Genomic DNA, 20,121 nt, shown 5'->3' on the forward strand with positions numbered 1-20,121 from the left:
CCCTTTCGAAGGATGCGATTGACCCGGCAATTTGTTCGTCTACGATCGTTTGTATACAAATGAATAATCCGGCTTGATCCTTTCGTCAAGCCGGGCTCAAATTTGCAAACGCTCGCGAGTCCAACAGAAGGAAACAGCCGCCATGGCCCATGACGCGCCCCAAGCCACCGGTCCCAGCAAGCTGGTCATCCGCAACATCGGGCTGATGCTGTCAGGCGCGCTGGAAAAGCCGATCCTGGACGCCGACACCATCGTCGCGGAGAACGGCAAGATCACCGCCATCGGCCGCCTCAAGGACGTCGACACCGCGGGCGCCACCACCATCGTCGATGCCAACGGCACGACGGTGGCGCCCGGCCTGATCGACAGCCATGTCCACCCGGTGGCGGGCGACTGGACGCCGCGGCAGAACCAGATCGGCTGGATCGACAGTTTCCTGCATGGCGGGGTCACCACCATGATCTCGGCCGGCGAGGTGCACATGCCGGGCCGGCCGCGCGATGTCGTGGGGCTGAAGGCGATGGCGATTTTCGCCCAGCGCGCGTTCTGGACGCTGCGTCCCGGCGGCGTGAAGGTGCATGCCGGCGCGCCCGTGATCGAATGCGAGATGGTGGAAGACGATTTCAAGGAGCTCGCCGCAGCGGGCGTCAAGCTGCTGGGCGAGGTAGGCTTGGGCGGCGTCAAGGACGGCCCCACTGCGCGCAAGATGGTCGGCTGGGCGCGCAAATACGGCATCCAGAGCACCATCCATACCGGGGGCCCCTCGATCCCCGGCTCCGGTTTGATCGACAAGGACGTGGTGCTGGAAGCCGACACCGACGTGGTCGGGCACATCAATGGCGGTCACACCGCCCTGCCCGATGACCAGATCCGCTGCATCTGCGAGGGCTGCAAGCGGGGACTGGAGCTCGTTCACAATGGCAATGAGCGTTCCGCGCTGTTTACGCTGCGCACCGCACGCGAGATGGGTGACCTGGGGCGCATCATTCTGGGTACCGACGCACCGGCCGGCTCCGGCGTGCAGCCGCTCGGCATCCTGCGCATGATCTCGATGCTGTCGTCGCTCGGCGAGGTGCCGGCGGAGATCGCCTTCTGCTTCGCCACCGGCAACACCGCCCGCATGCGCCAGCTAGACTGTGGCCTGATCGAGCCCGGGCGCTCCGCCGATTTCGTCATCATGGACAAGGCCCAACACTCGCCCGGCAAGAACCTCTTGGACAGCGTGCAGCTCGGCGACCTCCCGGGTGTCGGCATGACCATCATCGATGGCATCGTCCGCACCCAGCGCAGCCGCAACACCCCGCCCGCAACCAAGGTGCCGGAGATCATTGCGCGATAGTGTCAGGGCGAGAGATGCCGTAGCGTGGGCAAAGCGAAGCGTGCCTACCGCTTTTGCAGAGGATGACGGGTTAGTGCTTTGGCCAACCGAGCCTGCAATCCCGGAATCTACGACCTGGAGGACGCGCGCAGGCCAATGTCGAGATTCCGGGTTCGACGCCAACGCGTCGCCCCGGAATGACAGTGCGCGTGGGCTCAGCGCAGCTTGCTGAGTAGCGCGAGCAGCGTTTCGCGCTCTTTGGCATCCAGCGGCGCCAGCGTCTCCTTCGAGACCGCAAGAGCGCTCGGCGCGACCTTGTCGGCCAGTTGCTGGCCGGCGCGCGTGAGGCTCACCAGCAGGCGTCGGCCATCCTCGGGATCAGGGCTGGTCTCCGTCAACCCGCGCGCGGTCAGGCGATCGATCACGCCCTTGATGGTTGCGACATCCATGGCGGTCAGCCGTCCGAGCTGGTTCTGCGAGCAAGGCCCGGTCTCGGCGAGCTTCGACAGCGCCGCCCATTGCGTCGGCGTCAAGTTGGTGCCGATGTCGCGCGCGAAGATCGCGGTGTGGCGCTGCCAGACCAGGCGCAGGATGAAGCCGATCTGCTCATCGAGGATATAGGCCGGCCGCGCGGCTTTCGCGTTCTTCCTCGCCGCTGCTCCCCTCGCCATTGTTGCCCGCCCTCTCAACGACCGCCGATCACAGGGAAAGATGCGCGTCTCGAATATCGGGACGCGCGTCGAGTTCGGCCATGGTGCCGCCGAAGCAGATCCGGCCGCGCTCGATGATGTAGGCACGATCAGAGATCAATCTTGCAAAATGCAGGTTCTGCTCGGAGACGATCATGCTGACGCCTTCGCGTTTCATGGTCTCGATGGCCGCGACCATCTGCTCGACGATTTTTGGCGACAGGCCCTCAGACGGCTCGTCGAGCAACACCAGCGAAGGATTGCCCATCAAGGTGCGCGCGATCGTCAGCATCTGCTGCTCGCCGCCGCTCATCCGCCCTCCCGGACGGTGGCGCATCTCGCCGAGATTGGGAAACAGCGCGAACAGTTTCTCACGCGTCCAATAAGGCGCGTTCGCTCGCTTCGGCTGGCGGCCAACTTCCAGATTTTCTTCAACCGTCAGGTCGGTGAAGATGCGCCGCTCCTCCGGCACATAGCCCAATCCGCCGCGGACGATCTCGTGCGTCGGCCGACTGGAGACGTCCCTTCCCTCGAATTCGATGCGGCCCGAGCGTTGCGCGACCAGCCCCACGATGGAGCGGAAGGTGGTCGACTTTCCGGCCCCGTTGCGCCCAAGCAGCGCCACCACCTCGCCCGCGCCGACCTCGAGCGCAATGTCGAACAGGATATGCGCCGGACCATAGTAGCTGTTGAGGTTTTGCACGGACAGCTTCATGAAGCCGCTCCCTCGCGATGCCGGGCATCATAGACCAGGCCTTCGCCAAGATAGATCGCCCGGACTTCGCTGTTGCGGCGCACCTCGGCCGGAGAGCCCTGCGCGATCAGGGTGCCACGGTTGAGCACCAGGATGCGGTCGGCATGCTCGAATACCACGTCCATATCATGCTCGGTGAAGAGCACGCCGATCGACTGCTCCCGCGCGATGCGCGCGGTCAACCGCATCAATTCGATGCGCTCACGCGGTGCCATGCCCGCGGTCGGCTCATCCATCAACAGCAGTGTTGGCTTGTTGGCGAGCGCGATTGCAAGCTCCAGCCGCTTGAGATCGCCATAGGCCAATTCGCCGCAAGGGCGATCGGCGTAGCCGCCCATGCCGACCAATTCGAGTAGACCGCCCGCCTCTGCTCTCGCAAAGTTCTGTATCGCGGTCCAGACATTGAAGAGATGTCTGCCATGGGACACCAATGCGACCTGCACATTCTCGCGCACGGTCATGGTCGGAAAGGTCGCGGTGATCTGGAAGGTTCGCCCGACCCCAAGGCGCCAGATCGCCCGCGGCGGCTGGCCGGTGGTATCTTCGCCGAGCAGGCGGATGCGGCCGCTATCGGGCGTGATCTGGCCGTTGAGCATGTCGAAGCACGTGCTCTTGCCCGCGCCGTTCGGGCCGATCAGCGCCAGGATCTCGCCGGCCTGAAGCGAGAACGAGACGCCGCGCACGGCATGTACCCCGCCGTAGGATTTGGTCAGGCCTTCGACCGACAGCAATGTGGGCGCGGTACTCATTCGGCGGTCTCGATCCGTGAAGCAATGAGCGAGGTCGCCTTGGGCGTGCCGTCACCATGACGATGCCGGATCATCTCCAGCATGCCGACGATGCCCTTCGGGAACGCGACCACGATCAGCACGATGAAAGCGCCAAGCACGAGTTTCGACAAATCCGTCTGACTCACCAGCCAGATGTTGAGCGCTTTGTACACGATGGCGCCGACGATGCCGCCGGAGACCGTCTCGACGCCGCCGAGCAGCACCATCACCAGCGCATCGACCGACAGCGGAATGCCCAGGCTATCGGGAAACACGCTGCCCTTCAGGTACGCAAATAGCGCGCCGGCAACCCCGGCGACCGTGCCGCTGATCACAAACGCCGTCCATTGCATGCGCTTGCCGTTGATGCCGATCGCTTCGCTTCGCAGTGGCGAATCCCGCATCGCGCGCAGCGCAAAGCCGAATGGAGAGAACACGAGCATACGCAAGCCGCCGGCCGCCAGCGCCGCGACGCCGAGGGTAAGCCAATAGAAATGCGACGGACTCGCCGCCCATCGCTCCGGCCACACGCCCAGGATGCCGTTGTCGCCCCCCGTGACCTCCACCCATTGGAAGGCAACCGACCAGACGATCTGCGCAAAGGCTAGCGTCAGCATCGCGAAATAGACGCCAGACAATTGCACCGCGAAGAAGCCGAACACGGCCGCGCCGAGACAGCCGAGCAGCGGGCCCAGCAGCAAACAAGCGATCATGGGCAGGCCCGCCATCTTGGCCAGGAACGCGACGCCGTAGGCGCCGAGCCCGAAATAGGCGGCGTGGCCAAAGGAAGCGAGACCACCGACGGCCATCAGCACATGCAGGCTGATCGCGAAGATCACGAAGATCGCGATTTCCGAGCCGACCGAGACGGCGTAATTGCCGCCGACCAAGGGCAGCGCGGCCGCACAGAGAAGCATCGCGCAGGCGGCGAGCCGCTCATTTGCCGTCAGCGGCCGCCAGGGGTCGACGGTAATCCCCGGCGTGCGGCGCGCCGGCGCCTCGCGCTTGCCGAACAGACCCCAGGGGCGCACGATCAGCACCACCGCCATCACCAGGAACACGAGGATGATCGAGATCTTGGGGAAGATGAGGATGCCGAAGGCATTGAGCTCGGAGACCAGCACCGCCGCGACAAAAGCGCCGAGAATGCTGCCGAGCCCGCCGATGACGACCACGACGAACACGTCGACAATGACGCGCAGATCCATCGCATGATTGACCGCATCGCGCGGGATCTGCAGCGCCCCGCCTAGTGCCGCGAGAAAAACGCCGACCGCGAACACGCTGGTGAACAGCCATTTCTGATTGACGCCGAGCGCCGCCACCATATCGCGATCCTGCGTCGCCGCGCGGACCAAGACTCCCCAGCGGGTGCGCTGGAACAGCAGCCAGAGGACGCCGAGCACGACGGGACCGAAGACGATCAGGAACAGGTCGTAACTCGGGACGCTCTGACCGAAAAAGTCGACTGCGCCCTTGAAGCCCGGGGCTCGGCGACCAAGCAGATCATTCGGCCCCCAAATCAGCACCACGAGATCCTCGACCATCAGGGTCAGGCCGAAGGTGGCGAGCAGTTGGAACAGCTCCGGCGCATGATAGATGCGCCGCAGCAGCACGATCTCGACCACCGCGCCGATGACCGCGACCACGATCGCTGCGGCAACGATGCCGCCCCAAAATCCGAATGCGCCGGCGAAGCGTTCCGTCAGCGTGTAGGCGACATAGGCGCCCAGCATGTAGAAGGCGCCATGGGCGAAATTCACGATCCGCGTCACGCCGAATATGATCGACAGACCCGACGCCACCAGAAACAGCGACGCTGCACTGGCGAGACCGGTCAGGAACTGAGCGACATAAAAGGCCATGGATGGTCCGCGGTACGTTGTTCCAAGTCCCCTCTCCCCGCGCGCGGGGAGAGGGAGAAGACACTAGTCACTCTTTCGGGCGCATCTTTTCGACTTCGGCATCACTGGGCAGGTAGTCGGCGCCGTTGCGATACACCGAATCGACCATCACACCCTTGCCGTCCTTCAGCGCGGTCTTGCCGACGAAGGCCCCAAGCGTCGATTGGTGATCGATCTTGCGGAAAGTGATCTCGCCGAAGGGCGAGGACACTTTCAAGCCTTCCGCCGCGGCGATCAGCTTCTCCGGATCGGTCGAACCCGCCTTGGTGAGGATCGCGGCGGCCGCCTTGATCGTCTCGTAGCCGACGATGGAGCCGAGCCGTGGATAGTCGTTGTACTTCGTCTGATAGGCCTTCAGAAACGCCGCATGTTCCGGGGTCTTGATGTCGTACCAGGGATAGCCGGTCACGATCCAGCCCTCGGGCGTCTCGTCCTTCAGCGGATCAAGATATTCGGGCTCGCCGGTAAGGAACGACACCACCGCGCGGTTCTTGAACAGGCCGCGCGTGTTGCCTTCGCGCACGAGCTTGACGAGATCGGCGCCGAAGGTGACGTTGAGGATGGCTTCCGGATTGGCAGCGGCCACTGCCTGCACCACAGGACCTGCATCGATCTTGCCCTGCGGCGGCCACTGCTCGTCGACCCACTGGATATCGGGCCGCTTCTCCGACATCAGTTTCTTGAACACGGCAACCGCCGACTGGCCATATTCATAGTTCGGCGCGATCGTCGCCCAGCGCTTGGCCGGCAGCTTCGCCGCGGCCTCGACCAGCATCGCCGCCTGCATGTAGTTGGAGGGGCGCAGGCGGAAGGTGTAGCGATTGCCCTTGCTCCAGGTGATCGCATCCGTGAGAGGCTCCGCAGCCAGGAAAAAAACCTTCTTCTGGTTGGCGAAGTCGCTGACAGCAAGACCGATATTCGACAGGAACGTGCCTGCGAGCATCGCGACGTTCTCGCTCGAGACCAGCTCGTTGGCCGCGGTCTGCGCGTCTGCCGGCTTGCCGCTATCATCCTTGGAGATGACGACCAGCTTCTTGCCGTTGATGCCGCCGGCCGCGTTGATCTCCTCGACTGCGAGCTGCCAGCCCTTGCGATAGGGTTCGGTGAAGGCCGGGAGCAGTGAGTAGCTGTTGATCTCGCCGATCTTGATCTCGGTCTGCGCCATGGCCGTATTTGCCATACTGGCCAAGATAACCGCGAGCCCCGCGCTTAAGATAAATCTGCCTCGTCGCATCCGTTGCCTCCACTCCTCCAAAGAAGACTACCGCAAGCCGTCTTCGCCCTTGACCTCCGCAACCGTCAACCCGCCAACGCGGGGAAGCGGCCGACCACTGTCGGTGACCGCCAGGGCGACCATGATCTCGTTGGCACGCGGCGCGTCATTGATCTGCACTTCCATGCCATCGAAATGGCTGCGCACGAAGGCTGCATCCTTATGGCCGAGCGGGATGTCGAGCGTCGTCCCCGGGCCGCCGCGCTTCTTCGACGAGGGAATGAGGGCCGCTCCCTTGCTCAAAGCCTTGCGCACCGGCGCACCCATTTTGGGATGCAAGATTGCTGCCGCGTGTTCGAGTTCACCGTTCTCGCCGACGGCCGCCGCTTTGCCGTAGCTGTGCGCCTTCGCCCCCTCGATGCCGAGGGCCGCAACCGCCCGTTTTGCCAACAACTCGCCAAGTTCTTCGCCAATGGCAATCAGAGGCGACAGATCTTCGACATAGCGCCCGGCGAAGGGGTTTTCGATGACGGCGATCGCCGCCGCGCGGCGCGTCGGTGGCGAGACGGATTTTCCCATCTCCATATGCGTTTCCTCGACCACCGTGACGATCTTGCGAATGATGGCGCTCATTGCTTTCCGTCCTGTTTCCGCTCAAGCTGCCGCGAGTTCATGAAGCGCGTTTGGTCCACTCTGCGCAACCTCTCGCGTTCCCACAACAATCATTTCTCCGGACAAGCACAGCGCCGCCCCTTCGATCAATCCCCTGCCCAGGAGCTCTCGGGCGCAACGTGCGCCGGCCTCAAGCGCCTCCGCAATTTCGGCAGCGGACAATTCCCCGACGTCGCGGGTGACCAGGCGCGGGCCGAGGTCACTGTCAGGCTGCAGGCTGTCGGCGGGACAGCGCTTGATAGCAGGATGTCCGGGCAGATCGACGGCATTACCAATAACGGTCGCCGCTGCATCGGCTTGCGCGGCCGTGCGCGCCAGCACGGTCACGGCGTCGGCTATCCCGAGCGAAAAGCTGCGCCCGTGCCGGCCGCTGGTCGCAAGTCCGCGAGCCGGTTGGCCAGCATCGATGACCATGGTGTGCATGACGCCGTTCCCGTCAGGACGATCCATCAGGCCGACGGTGAAGTGTTCGCCAGCCGCGAGATGAAGCGCAATGTCGCCGCCGTTATTGACATAGGCGCGATCAAGTGGCGCGGCGGCGGCGAGCATCGCACCGAGAATTTCTTCGGCGACGCTGCCCGCCACCGCCGCCATCGGCGTAATGAATTGATTGGCCGCAAAAGGCGCGACGGCAGCATGCATGCGGCGGGCCACAACGCCAGAAACCAAACAATATTGCGGATCGGCCGCTTCGCGCAGCTCAGTCAATTCGGCGCAGAGTTCATCGAGCAGACCGGTGAACCGGCGCGCCGCGGCCTCATAGGCCGCGCGCACATTGGCCGGTTCGCCTGTCGCTTCGATGATCAGGTCAATCGGGCCGTCCTGCAGATGCAGCCGCCGGCCATCGGCAAGGAACGCGATCTGCGGCCGCCTCGTCATGCCCGCCGCCCCGAGATCGGCCACGGGATGGGTCGAATCTCCCCGTTCTGTCTCAGCGAGGCCAGCGGGCGCACATAATCCATATGTCCGCCAAGCGCGGCATAGTCCGACAGTTTCAGCGTGAATTCGATGGGCGCGACCAGGGCCGGCGTCGGCACATAGCCGAAAGCACCGGCGGGCATTTGCGTCACATCCACCATGAAGGTGATGCCCCCGCCCGGCCAGACATAGACCGGCGCGCCGCCGCTGGTCACCCGCGTCAACGCATCCTTCACCGAACGCGTCAGCCGCACGGGATTGTCGGTCACGCCGGCCCGCAGCGATCCGCCGGCGCCGGCCATGAACAGCACGGTGCACAGCGCCGGCTCGCAATTCTCCTGGATGCGCTCGACCGAGTGGCGAAGCGATGGCGGCATCTCCTGCTCGACGGCCCGCAATGCCTCATCGAGCACGTAATAGGAGGCGTGCTCTCCGGTCGTGGAGACCATCAACAGGCTCATGCCCGGCCTTGCCACCTTGGGATCGAACGAGCCAAGAATGGAGAGCGGATCGGAGATGTTGGTCCCTCCCCACCCGGTGCCGGGATCGGCGACCTGGAAATAGCGGCCGGGCGTCGAGCGACGCCCCTTCATCTTGATGCCGGTATCGGGAATGTCGAGCAGCTTGCCGGCCTGGTGCTCGCTGAGCACGCCGGTGATGTGATCATCGACGACGACGACCTCATCGACCTTGCCATGCCATTGCTTGGCGAACATGCCGATGGTCGCCGAGCCGCAGCCGACCCGCATGCGCTCTTCACGCACACCATTGACCACAGGCGGCTCTCCGGCCTGGACGATGACGGTCGCACCGCCATCGATGGTGAGCTCGACCGGCTTGCAGTTGCTCAAATCCATCAACGTGTCGCAGGTGACCCGCCCCTCTTTCTTGGAGCCACCCGTCAAATGATGCACGCCCCCGAGTGAGAGCATCTGCGAGCCATATTCGCTGGTCGTAACGTGACCGACCGCCTCGCCCTGCGCGCGTACCGTTGCAGTCTCTGCGCCGAGATAGCGGTCGGTATCGATCTTCAGCTTGACACCGCAGTAGCTGAAAATGCCTTCGGTGACGACCGTGACCATGTCGACGCCGTCGACTTCCGACGACACGATGAACGGCGCCGGCTTGTAGTCGGGATATGTGGTGCCGGCTCCGATGGCAGTGACAAAGGTCTCGGGCTGGTGGACGATCTTACCGTCCCAATCGCCGCCGGCCTGAAAGGGAACCAGGCGGCCGCCATGCTCGACCGTCCGCTCCAGGATGATGTGCGGATCGACGCGGACGAGCTTACCATCGTGATTGGCATAGCGATCGCAGGCACCGGCCGCCCCCGGCTTGATGTAGCACATTACCGGGCAGGCATCGCAGCGGATCTTGTCGGTGGCGGCAGTCGCTTCAGTCACCATCTCAAAGCCTGCAAGCGGTTGACGCTGAACGGCGGGCGATAACCCGCTCATCATTCGTATACGAACGATCTTGCGCGCGGCTCCAGGAGCTGTCAAGCGGCGCTACGCGCGAAAAGCCGTCACTGCCGAATAATAGCTCAATTGCCTAGGCCCGTTGTTCATAAAGCAAGCAGACGCGTGCAGTGCGGCATGCACGGCTTGCACGTTTGTGTACAAACGGTAGTCTCGAATGATGATTGCAGCGCAGCCGCAGGAGCGGGATTACCGAGATGGCGCAGACGAAGCTCCGTTTGATCGTCAACGGCAAGACTTGCGAAGTGGAGGCGGCGCCGGATACGCCGCTGCTTTATGTTCTACGCAACGACCTCGAACTGAAGAGCCCGAAGTTCGGCTGCGGGCTTGGCGAATGCGGCACCTGCACGGTGCTAATCGACGGTACTGCTGCACGGGCCTGCGTGATCCCGATCGAGGGCTGCGTCGGGCGCGAGATCGTGACGCTGGAAGGTCTCGGTTCGCGCGACAGACCGGACCCCGTCCAGCAAGCCTTCATCACGGAGCAGGCCGCACAATGCGGCTATTGCCTCAACGGCATGATCATGACCACCAAGGCGTTGTTGAACATCAACGCGCATCCGTCTGAAGCGGAGATCACGCAAGCGCTGCGGTACAATTTGTGCCGCTGCGGCGCCCATGTCGAAATCCTGCGCGCCGCTCTGCGTGCGGCGGGCCAACTTGCCGAGGTCGGCGATTGACCGCCTCGTTGAATAGCGCCGACATGCGTTCGCAGCGGCAGGGATCACTATCCGTGGTCCAGGCCGCCAACGCGGGCTCGATCGGCCTTGAGACCTTCATCAAGATCACGGCGGATGGCTCGGTTACCGCCTATAATGGTCATGTCGATCTGGGGACCGGGATTCGCACCGCGCTGGGACAGATCGTCGCCGAGGAACTGGACGTCTCTTTTGCGCGCGTGGTGGTGGTGCTCGGCGACACCTCGCTCGTGCCGAACCAGGGCGCCACGATCGCAAGCGAGACCATCCAGATCACGGCAGTCCCCTTGCGCAAGGCTGCAGCGCAGGCCCGGCAATTTCTGTTTTCGCGCGCGGCGGAGCGGCTGGAGGTGCCGAGCGCCGATCTCACCATTGAGGACGGTCTGATCCGCGGCAAGGATAACCGCAGTGTCAGCTATGGCGAACTGATCGGCGACGAGTGCATCCGGCTCGATCTCGCCGAAGACGTGCCGCTCAAGCCGACAGGCAGCTACAGCATCGTCGGGCAATCCGTGCCTCGCGTCGACCTTCCGGCCAAGGCGACGGGCGAGCTCGTCTATGTCCACGACATCCGTGTGCCCGGCATGCTGCACGGCCGTGTGGTGCGCCCGCCTTATGCCGGCGTCGACGCCGGGCCGTTCGTCGGCAATAGCCTCATCGCCGTCGATGAAGATTCAGTGGCTGATATTCCCGGCCTGGTCGCGGTCGTAACGATCGGCGATTTCGTTGGCGTGATCGCCGAGCGCGAGGAGAACGCGGTCAAAGCAGCGGCGCGGCTAAGGGTGAGCTGGAAGCCTGTTCCCACCCTGCCCGAGCTGGACGACCTGGACACTGCACTTCGCGCCAACCCATCGACGCCGCGCACGCTGATCGACAAGGGCAATGTCGAAGGCGCGCTGGCGGGCGCCGCCAAGCCGATGCGGCGCACCTACACCTGGCCCTATCAGATGCATGCGTCGATGGGGCCGTCTTGCGCAGTCGCCGACTATCGGGAAGCCCGCATCCAGGTGTGGTCGGGCACGCAGAACCCGCACGTTTTGCGCAGCGACCTCGCGCTGCTGATGGATCGGCCGGAGGCCGATATCGAAGTGATCCGGCTTGAGGCCGCTGGCTGCTACGGCCGTAACTGCGCCGATGACGTCAGTGCGGACGCGCTGCTGTTGTCGCGCGCGGTCGGCCGTCCCGTCCGCGTGCAACTGACCCGCGAGCAGGAGCATGCCTGGGAGCCCAAAGGCACGGCGCAGCTCATTGATGTCAACGGCGGGCTCAACGCCGACGGCACCGTCGCCGGTTACGATTTTGCCACCCGCTATCCGTCAAATGGCGCACCGACCCTGGCGCTGCTGCTGACCGGCAAGCTTGCGCCGATCCCCGCCGTCTACGAAATGGGCGACCGCACCGCGATCCCGCCCTACGACTACGACCACATGCGGGTCGTTGCCCATGACATGCCGCCGATCGTGCGCGCGTCCTGGCTTCGCGGCGTCTCGGCGCTGCCGAACAGCTTTGCGCATGAATCCTACATCGACGAGCTGGCGACGGAGGCAGGTGTCGACCCGATCGAGTATCGCTTGCGTTACCTCAAGGACAAGCGCGCCATCGATCTCGTCAATGCGGTGGCGGAACGCGCCGGCTGGACGCCACGCCCGGTCCGCGAAGAAAAAGAAGGCGACGTCGTGCACGGGCGCGGCTTCGCCTATGCGCTCTATGTGCACAGCAAATTCCCCGGCTATGGCGCGGCGTGGTCGGCCTGGGTTGCCGATGTCGCAGTGGACAAAACGAGCGGCGAGGTCAGCGTCACCCGCGTCGTGGCGGGCCAGGATTCCGGATTGATGATCAATCCTGACGGCGTGCGCCATCAGATCCAGGGCAACGTCATCCAATCGACCAGCCGCGCGCTGATGGAGCAGGTCTCGTTCGAACGCGGCACGGTGGCGACGCGGGAATGGGGCGCCTATCCGATCATCAAGTTTCCGGACCTTCCGAAGATCGATGTCTTGATGCTGCCGCGCCAGGATCAGCCGCCGCTTGGGGTTGGCGAATCCGCCTCCGTTCCAAGCGCAGCCGCGATCGCAAACGCGATTTTTGATGCGACCGGCGTGCGCTTTCGCGAGCCGCCTTTTACGCCGGAGCGCATCCTGAAGGGCTTGCGCGGCGATGTGCCAACGAAGCCGGAGACGCTGCCGCCGCCGACCAGGGCGCAGTCATCGAAGAACTGGCGAAGCCCGTTTTCGGGAAGGAGCGGCATCTTCGCAACGATCGCCGCTCTCTGCACGGCTGCCCTCGGCCTTGGTGCGGCGGTGCTGCCGGGACGCGCCATCGCGCCGATCGCGCGGCCGGATCCGTCCGTCTATTCGGCAGCGACGATCGCTCGTGGCGAGCAGCTCGCGGCACTCGGCAATTGCGCAGTTTGTCATACTACAGTGGACGGCGCTGTGAACGCCGGCGGGCGACCGATCGAGACGCCGTTCGGAACGATCTACAGCACCAACATCACCCCTGATGTCGAGACCGGCATCGGCGCCTGGTCCTATCCCGCCTTCGAGCGCGCCATGCGCGAAGGCATCCATCGCGATGGGAGTCATCTCTATCCGGCTTTTCCCTTCACGCATTTTGCCAAGGCCAGCGAAGCCGATCTGCAGGCGCTCTATGCCTATCTGATCGCGCAGGCGCCCGTGCGCGCGTCGATTCCGCAAAACAAGCTCGCGTTTCCCTTCAACCTGCGCCCATTGCTCGCGGGATGGAATGCGCTTTTCCATCAGCCTGGTGTGTTCAAGCCCAACCCGGCGAAATCGGAGCTGTGGAATCGCGGCGCCTATCTCGTCGAAAGCCTCGGCCATTGCAGCGCCTGCCATTCGCCGCGCAACGCGCTCGGCGCCGAGAGAGCCGATGCCTATCTCGCCGGCGGGCTTGCCGAGCGCTGGGAGGCACCGCCGCTGACCTCGCTCTCGCACGCTCCGATCCCATGGAGCGAGGACGAGTTTTATTCCTATCTGCGGACCGGCGAATCCCGCTTTCACGGCGTTGCCGCCGGGCCCATGGCGCCGATCGTGAAGGATCTTGCTACCCTGCCCGATCAGGACATTCGCGCGATGGCGGCTTATCTTGCGTCCTTCAACGAAACGGCTCTCGAGGCGGACGCGCAGCAAGCGCTCGCCACAAAGCTTGAAAACGAAACGCGCGCTGTGCTCGCTTCCTCGACTGGCGCACGCCTTTACCAAGGCGCCTGCGCGGTTTGCCATGAGGTCGGAGGGCTGCCATTGTTCGGCAGCCGACCGTCGCTGGCGTTGAACAGCAATCTCCACAGTGCGATTCCGGACAATCTGATCCAGGTGATCCTGCACGGCATTATCCAGCCGGCTTCCAGCGATCTCGGCTATATGCCCGCTTTCAAGGACGCCATGAGCGACGATCAGATCGCCGAACTCGTCGCCTATCTGCGGCGGCAATTCGCCCCCGACAAGCCGCAATGGCGCGATGTGCGCGACGCCGTCAGCCGGCTCCGGGCGTCAGCGCTGCATTGAACGCCTCTGCCTAAAGAGGCGGCACCGCGCCCAGTAAACCCTCATGGTGAGGAGGCGCGAATGCGCCCCGATGCCGGTCTCATCCGTCGAGACGCTTGGCTCGCGCAAGCTCCTCAGGATAGAGCCCTCCATGACGCGGTAGGACTATGCGGCCTTCACTTTGACATTGACGAATAAGTGAGTCTGACCGCGTCGGTCTGGCATGCAAGTTGCGTGTATGCAGGCCATGATACCGGCCCCGATCCAGCTCAGTGTTCGCAACGTCCGCAAATCCTTCCACGGCAAAGCCGGCGAAGTGCGCGTGCTCGACGATCTCTCCTTCGATATCAACGCCCGCGATTTCGTCAGCATTATCGGGCCAAGCGGCTGCGGCAAGACGACCATCTTCAACATCATCGCCGGCCTGATCGAGCCTGATGCCGGCTCCATGCACTATCTCGGCCAGGAGATCGAAAGCCTGCGCGGCCGCGTCGGCTACATGATGCAGAAGGACCTGCTGTTTCCGTGGCGAACAGTGCTCGGCAATGTGTTGCTGGGGCTCGAGACGCGCGGCGTCGACCGTGGCGAGGCCGAAGGCAAGGCGCGTGAGTATCTGAAAGCGTTCGGGCTGGGCGGCTTCGAGAATGCTTACCCGAAGATGCTGTCCGGCGGCATGCGGCAACGCGTGGCATTGATCCGAACGCTGATCATGGATCCAGACATCCTGCTGCTGGACGAGCCGTTCTCGGCGCTTGACTACCAGACCCGGCTTTACCTCGAAGGCGTGCTGAAGGAAGCCGTGGAGACCTATCACAAGACCGTCATCCTGGTCACGCATGACATCGATGAAGCGGTCGCGCTGTCCAAGCGCGTCGTGGTGCTGAGCGGCCGCCCGGCGCGTGTGAAGATCGTGCACGACATCGACATTGCCGCCGCCTCGCCAATTGCGGCCCGCAGCGACAGCCGGTTCTCCGGCTATTTCCACGCGCTCTGCGCCGAGCTCGACATTCAAACCGAGAAAACGACGTGACCCTTACCCTGCCCGGCGCGGACCGGCTTCCGAAGCGGAAAGCACGCGCGCCCAAACGCCCCGCCTTCGACACGGCCGTCGGCCGCTCATTGCTGCAGGCGCTTGCCGTGATTGCCTTCTTTGCGCTGTGGGAAGCCGGCGTGCGGATGGGGTGGATCTCGGCATTCCTGGTCGGCTCTCCGCTCGGCATCTTCACGGTCGCCTGGAAAATGATCGCCAGCGGTGAATTGCTGGCGGACACCTGGTTCACCCTGTTCGAGGCCATTCTCGGCTTTGTCATCGGCACCATCGTCGGATCGTTGGTGGGTCTCGCGCTCTGGTATTCGGTTTTCGTGGCGCGGCTGGTCGAACCTTTCATCGTCGCCATCAACAGCGTGCCGAAAATCGCGCTGGCGCCGATCGTTGTGCTTTGGTTCGGCACCGGCCTGATCTCGAAGGTGGCGCTGTCGGTGTCGCTGACTGCGATCGTGGCGCTGATCGCGGCCTACCAGGCGGCCAAGGACGCCGATGTCGACCTGCAATCGCTGTTGATCTCGATGGGCGCTAGCAAGCACCAGGTGTTCTTCAAGGCCGTGGCGCCGTCGACGTTGCCTGCGATCATCGCGACCTTCCGCATCAATATCGGCTTCGGGCTGGTCGGCGCTGTCGTGGGGGAGTTCATCTCCTCGCAACGCGGGCTCGGTCACCTGATCTACACGGCGTCCAGCCTCTACGACCTCGACACGGTTTGGGCCGGCCTGTTCACGCTGATGATCATGGGATTTGCGCTCTATTACGTGATCGATCTGGTCGAGCGGACGAGCCTGCCTTGGAAGCAGGCCAGCACAACCCATCAGGTCCGGGTTTAATCGCAGACACGGAGAATGTGAGATGTCGTTGTTGAAGCGGATTGCCGGCGTCACGGCACTTGTCTCGGTGCTGCTCGCCGCACCCGCACAAGCCGAGAACAAGAAGGTGACGCTGTCGCAAGCGTTCCAATCGATGCTCTATCTGCCGCTCTATGTCGCGATCGATGAGGGGTTCTTCACGCAACAGGGCCTTGATCTCACCAAGGAGACCGCCGGTGCGCCGACCGTCGCACTCTCGGCTGTGATCTCCGGCAGCGCCCAATTCTCGATCCATGGGCCGGAATGGACTGCGATCGCGGCGTCAAAAGGAGCGCCCGTCGGCATCGTCGCGAATGTCGTGAACGGCGCCGCCGTGTGGATCGCAACCGCGCCCGATTTCAAGTTCGACAGCGTCAAGGATCTTAAGGGCCAGAAGGTCGTCACCGGGCTGATGCCGACCACCAGCACCTCGCTGTTCATGAAGCTCCTCAAGGAGAACGGCATGGATGCAAAGTCGGATGTCGAGATGATCCAGGTCGCGATCGGCAGTGAGCCGGGCCCATTCCTTGCGAAGCAGGCCAATGTCGCCGTGATGTATGAGCCGGGCCTCGACCAGGTCGTCGCCAAGGGGATGAGGGTGGTGTTCGGTTTTCCGAAGGCCTATGGCCCGTACGCCTTCTCGGCCGTCACCGCCCGCAACGATGTGGATCCCGATTTGGCACAGCGGGTCGTGAACGGCATGGAAATGGCGATGCGCTTCATGGCCAAGAACGAAGCGAAAACGGTGGAGATCGCCAAGACGGAATTTCCCACTCTCGACCCGGCCGTGGTGGAGGCGGCGGTCAAGCGCATGCTCGCCGAGGGCGTCTACCCGCCGAGCGTCGACATCACCCCGGACGCGCTGAAAGTGGCGATGGATACGCAAATCGCGCTCGGCAACCTCGCGAGCCAGCCGGACTACAAGAGCTTTGTGGTGAAGAAATACATCGATCAGGCGCTGACGATGAAATAGGCCGTGAAATAAACCGTCCCGGGCGGCTCGGGCGCGCTGGCACCCGGCAATCCCTCCGGGATATGCGGACATACCGCAATCCTTGCGGGCGTGGCCTGCCAAAATCGCAGGCTGCTCGACCGCACCGGGTACTGGTTAGCGCTGTCCCGACGCGATAAGTTCGCCGCCATGACAGCGGTAACCGATATTGCGACCCGAACCTATAACCACGGCTGGCGGCTCGACCCGATCGTGCGCAGCCTGCTCGACACCGATTTTTACAAGCTGCTGATGCAGCAGATGATCCGGGACTTCTACCCGGATACAAGGACGACCTTTTCGGTGATCAACCGCTCGACCCATGTGCGGCTCGCCGATGTGATCGACGAGGGCGAACTGCGCGCCCAACTCGATCACGCCCGCACTATCCGCTTTTCCAAGAAGGAGCTGATCTGGCTCGCCGGTAACACGTTCTACGGCAAGACCCAGATGTTCTCGCCGGATTTTATCAATTGGCTCTCCACCTTTCAGCTCCCCGAATATGAGTTGCGCAAGGTGGAGGGCCAGTATGAGCTGCATTTCCACGGCAAGTGGGCTTACACCACGATGTGGGAGATCCCAGCGCTCGCGATCATGAACGAACTCCGCTCGCGCGCGGCAATGAAGGGGCTCGGCCGGTTTGCGCTCGACGTTCTCTATGCCCGCGCCAAGGCCAAGTTGTGGGCCAAGGTCGAGCGGCTGAAAAGGCTGGAGGGCTTGCGCCTGTCCGATTTCGGCACGCGGCGTCGTCATGGCTTTCTCTGGCAGCGCTGGTGCGTCGAAGCCGTCAAGGAAGGACTTGGGCCCTCCTTCACCGGCACATCGAACGTGCTGCTCGCGATGGACAACGATCTCGAGGCGATCGGTACTAACGCGCATGAGTTGCCGATGGTGGCGGCGGCGCTCGCCAATGACGACAACGAGCTGCGCTGGGCGCCCTATCGCATCCTCGATCAATGGCGCCACACCTACGGCGGCAATCTGCTGGTCGCGCTGCCCGACGCGTTCGGCACCAGGGCCTTCCTGCGCGATGCACCGGAATGGGTGGCGGACTGGACCGGCTTTCGCCCCGACAGCGCGCCGCCGATCGAAGCAGGCGAAGACATCATCAAGTGGTGGAAGCAGAAAGGCCGCGACCCCAAGGAAAAGCTGCTGGTCTTCTCCGACGCCATGGACGTGGAGTCGATCGAGGAGACCTATCACCATTTCGGCGGCCGGGTCCGACTCAGCTTCGGCTGGGGCACCAACCTGACCAATGACTTCGTCGCCTGCGCGCCAGACCCTTCGGTCAATCTCGATCCGATCTCCATTGTCTGTAAGGTGTCCTCGGTGGACGGCCGGCCGGCCGTCAAGCTGTCGGATAATCCGGAAAAGGCGACCGGCATTCCTTCCGAGGTCGAACGCTATTTGCGTGTGTTCGGCAGCGCGGGTCGTGTTCGCACGCCCGTGCATGTTTGACCGCGGGCGCGACGCGCCTGTCCTCTCGACGTCATTGCGATCGTAAGCGACGGAAAAGCGACCACAACGGACGATCGACATCCCGCATCGGATCAGGCGAGCTTGGGATAGGTCGCCTTGTCGAAGAAGCTCGAGCCCGCAACATATTTGCGACCCGGAGACATATCCGGTCTCTCCTCGCCCTCGCCGCCGGATTCGAAGGTCAATTCGAGCTGCACGCCACTCGGATCGTAGACGAACAATTGCCAAAGCGAGGTGCCGGGCACGATGAACTCGCGCCAGTCCAGCCCCGCGGCCTTGAAGCGCGAAATGTAGGAGCGATAGCCGGAGCAGGACAGCGAGACGTGGTCGATCGCGGCGGTGCCCGCCTGCGCCTTGCCCTCGGGCCCGAGTGCCGGTCCGCCGGCATAGATGTGGATGATGGCAAGGCCGCCCGGCTGGGTACAGCCGAGCCAGGCACCGGGATAACCGAAATCCGGCCGCGGAAATTCGCGCAAGCCGATAATCTCGGTCCAGAACCTTCGCGTCGCCGCCAAATCATCAGTCTTGATCGCGATGTGAAAGAGCCCGTGCACCGTGGCAAGCGGCAGCGTGATCTCGGCGGCCCCGGTCTTTTCAGCGGCTGCGGTCATTGCGTTATCTCCTCTTTCCTCGTGTCCAACAGCGACCCCACATTCCGATAGAGCTCCGCCAAGCGCTTGCGGAAGGGCGCTTCATTCTTTTGCTTTGTTCCCTTTACCGGATCGGCGCCAGCCAACATGGTATCGGTGGCCTCAAGCGATAACTCCATGACGAAGCGCAGGCGCTCCTTCCGCAGCGCCTCGATCTCCTTCAGCCAATCCGCGACATCGCGCTGTCCATGGCCGTAGCGGCGCGCGATCAACGCCGCCGCGCTGGCCGCATCTTCAATGGCCTGAGTTGCGCCCTGGCCGAGCGTCGGCACCATGCCGTGGGCGGCGTCGCCAAGGTAAAGCACGTTGCTGTCGGCGCCGCGGTAGAGGATATCGTGCTCCTGCATCCTCGCCCAATGGGTGTCGTGCACATTGGCGCAGACCGTGTCGATCATCCATTGCGCTTGCGCGCTGGGCGCGGCATCAGGCGGGGTATAGGCGGCGCGCAGCGCTCCCGCGGTTTTCAGATGCGGGGGGAAATCCGCCTGCGGCGGAATGGGAAAGGCACAAGCGATATAGATATGGTTCGGCGGCACGCGGAACGACAGCAGGCGATTGGGTCCATTGAACCACTGTTCGTAATCGTCGATCAGACCGTTCGACGTGTCCGGCACCAGCACGCGCGAGATCGCGACACCAACTTGACGCACCTCGACCTCACCGGAAATGGCGCGCCGGACGCTCGAATAGCGCCCGTCACTCGCGATCAGGAGATCGATGCCGTCGCGCCGAAATTGCTTGCCGTCTTGCGTCCACGCGACTGACGTCTTTCGCGGATCCGCAGCGTCACGCGATATGCTGGTGATGTCGCAGCCATAGGATACGCTTGAGCCGGCCGCCTCGCGCAGCACGCGATAAAGCTCCGACCATCTGATGCGCCAGCCCGGCCCTTCCGCGACTTCGGACAGCGGCAGATCGAACAGCACGGTGCCGTCGGTCAGCGAAATGCGCCAATTGCGCCACGGAAAGCTGGCCTTGGTGATGCTCTCGGTCAGTTCGGGATCAACTGCCCGCAAGGCCTTCACCGCGTTCGGACCGATATTGAGGCCGGTGCCGGCCTCGGAGTGGTCATCCGCGCTGACGCGCTCGAGGCATGTCACCTCGACGCCATCCAGCAGCGACAGCCTGCGTGCCATCACGCATCCGGCAACGCCTGCCCCGACAATGACAACCCGCATCAGGAGCACC

The 20,121-nt window shown here is 63.5% G+C and carries 17 protein-coding genes; 7 read left to right on the top strand and 10 right to left on the bottom strand.

Annotated elements, in window-relative coordinates:
* The first annotated feature begins 142 nt into the window (after positions 1–142).
* Positions 143–1,339 carry an amidohydrolase family protein gene (locus tag P6U23_RS30885; RefSeq protein WP_407176151.1) on the top strand — a complete coding sequence of 399 codons (1,197 nt, stop codon included), beginning with the start codon at positions 143–145 and terminating at the stop codon, positions 1,337–1,339.
* A 194-nt stretch (positions 1,340–1,533) separates the two neighbouring features.
* On the opposite strand, the gene P6U23_RS30890 is transcribed toward P6U23_RS30885, so the two are convergent.
* The 8 genes from P6U23_RS30890 to P6U23_RS30925 all read right to left on the bottom strand — a co-directional run bounded on the left by P6U23_RS30890 (position 1,534) and on the right by P6U23_RS30925 (position 9,644).
* Positions 1,534–1,989 (bottom strand): MarR family winged helix-turn-helix transcriptional regulator, encoded by a 456-nt coding sequence (locus tag P6U23_RS30890; RefSeq protein WP_407176152.1) that lies wholly within the window; start codon positions 1,987–1,989, stop codon positions 1,534–1,536.
* Between the two features lie 28 nt (positions 1,990–2,017).
* Complete coding sequence (locus tag P6U23_RS30895; RefSeq protein ID WP_407176153.1) at positions 2,018–2,722, bottom strand: ABC transporter ATP-binding protein; 705 nt, start codon at positions 2,720–2,722, stop codon at positions 2,018–2,020.
* Positions 2,719–3,510: an ABC transporter ATP-binding protein gene (locus P6U23_RS30900; RefSeq protein ID WP_407176154.1), complete on the bottom strand. Its 792-nt coding sequence runs from the start codon at positions 3,508–3,510 to the stop codon at positions 2,719–2,721. The genes P6U23_RS30895 and P6U23_RS30900 overlap by 4 nt, the downstream gene beginning before the upstream one ends.
* Entirely contained in the window at positions 3,507–5,396 is a 1,890-nt protein-coding gene (locus P6U23_RS30905) for an ABC transporter permease (protein WP_407176155.1), read from the bottom strand. Before P6U23_RS30905 ends, P6U23_RS30900 begins: the two co-directional genes overlap by 4 nt.
* Positions 5,397–5,463: 67 nt before the next feature.
* On the bottom strand, positions 5,464–6,669 hold the full coding sequence (locus P6U23_RS30910; protein WP_407176156.1) for an ABC transporter substrate-binding protein: 1,206 nt from the start codon (positions 6,667–6,669) through the stop codon (positions 5,464–5,466).
* Positions 6,670–6,696: 27 nt separating this feature from the next.
* Positions 6,697–7,281, bottom strand: coding sequence for an amino acid synthesis family protein (locus P6U23_RS30915; RefSeq protein WP_407176157.1), 585 nt, complete (start codon positions 7,279–7,281; stop codon positions 6,697–6,699).
* Between the two features lie 21 nt (positions 7,282–7,302).
* Complete coding sequence (locus tag P6U23_RS30920; protein ID WP_407176158.1) at positions 7,303–8,199, bottom strand: UPF0280 family protein; 897 nt, start codon at positions 8,197–8,199, stop codon at positions 7,303–7,305.
* Complete coding sequence (locus tag P6U23_RS30925; protein WP_407176159.1) at positions 8,196–9,644, bottom strand: 6-hydroxynicotinate reductase; 1,449 nt, start codon at positions 9,642–9,644, stop codon at positions 8,196–8,198. The genes P6U23_RS30920 and P6U23_RS30925 overlap by 4 nt, the downstream gene beginning before the upstream one ends.
* A 269-nt stretch (positions 9,645–9,913) precedes the next feature.
* On the opposite strand from P6U23_RS30925, the gene P6U23_RS30930 reads away from it, so the two are divergent.
* From P6U23_RS30930 to pncB, 6 genes are all read left to right on the top strand, one after another.
* Positions 9,914–10,396 carry a (2Fe-2S)-binding protein gene (locus P6U23_RS30930; RefSeq protein WP_407176160.1) on the top strand — a complete coding sequence of 161 codons (483 nt, stop codon included), beginning with the start codon at positions 9,914–9,916 and terminating at the stop codon, positions 10,394–10,396.
* Positions 10,397–10,419: 23 nt separating this feature from the next.
* The gene (locus P6U23_RS30935) at positions 10,420–13,938 is read left to right on the top strand and encodes a molybdopterin cofactor-binding domain-containing protein (RefSeq protein WP_407176161.1); all 3,519 of its coding nucleotides are present in this window, start codon (positions 10,420–10,422) and stop codon (positions 13,936–13,938) included.
* 226 nt (positions 13,939–14,164) lie between these two features.
* The gene (locus tag P6U23_RS30940) at positions 14,165–14,947 is read left to right on the top strand and encodes an ABC transporter ATP-binding protein (RefSeq protein ID WP_407176162.1); all 783 of its coding nucleotides are present in this window, start codon (positions 14,165–14,167) and stop codon (positions 14,945–14,947) included.
* Complete coding sequence (locus tag P6U23_RS30945) at positions 14,944–15,795, top strand: ABC transporter permease (protein ID WP_407176163.1); 852 nt, start codon at positions 14,944–14,946, stop codon at positions 15,793–15,795. Before P6U23_RS30940 ends, P6U23_RS30945 begins: the two co-directional genes overlap by 4 nt.
* A 22-nt stretch (positions 15,796–15,817) precedes the next feature.
* Complete coding sequence (locus P6U23_RS30950) at positions 15,818–16,786, top strand: ABC transporter substrate-binding protein (protein WP_407176164.1); 969 nt, start codon at positions 15,818–15,820, stop codon at positions 16,784–16,786.
* Between the two features lie 168 nt (positions 16,787–16,954).
* Positions 16,955–18,262, top strand: coding sequence for a nicotinate phosphoribosyltransferase (gene pncB, locus P6U23_RS30955; protein ID WP_407176165.1), 1,308 nt, complete (start codon positions 16,955–16,957; stop codon positions 18,260–18,262).
* 92 nt (positions 18,263–18,354) lie between these two features.
* Here the strand turns inward: pncB and P6U23_RS30960 are convergent, their stop codons facing one another.
* Both P6U23_RS30960 and P6U23_RS30965 read right to left on the bottom strand, forming a co-directional pair.
* Positions 18,355–18,894, bottom strand: a complete 540-nt coding sequence (locus P6U23_RS30960) for a VOC family protein (RefSeq protein ID WP_407176166.1) — start codon at positions 18,892–18,894, stop codon at positions 18,355–18,357.
* Positions 18,891–20,111 (bottom strand): FAD-dependent oxidoreductase, encoded by a 1,221-nt coding sequence (locus P6U23_RS30965; RefSeq protein ID WP_407176167.1) that lies wholly within the window; start codon positions 20,109–20,111, stop codon positions 18,891–18,893. Before P6U23_RS30965 ends, P6U23_RS30960 begins: the two co-directional genes overlap by 4 nt.
* Positions 20,112–20,121: the final 10 nt, after the last annotated feature.

Source organism: Bradyrhizobium sp. STM 3562 (assembly GCF_045571435.1).
Lineage (GTDB): Bacteria > Pseudomonadota > Alphaproteobacteria > Rhizobiales > Xanthobacteraceae > Bradyrhizobium.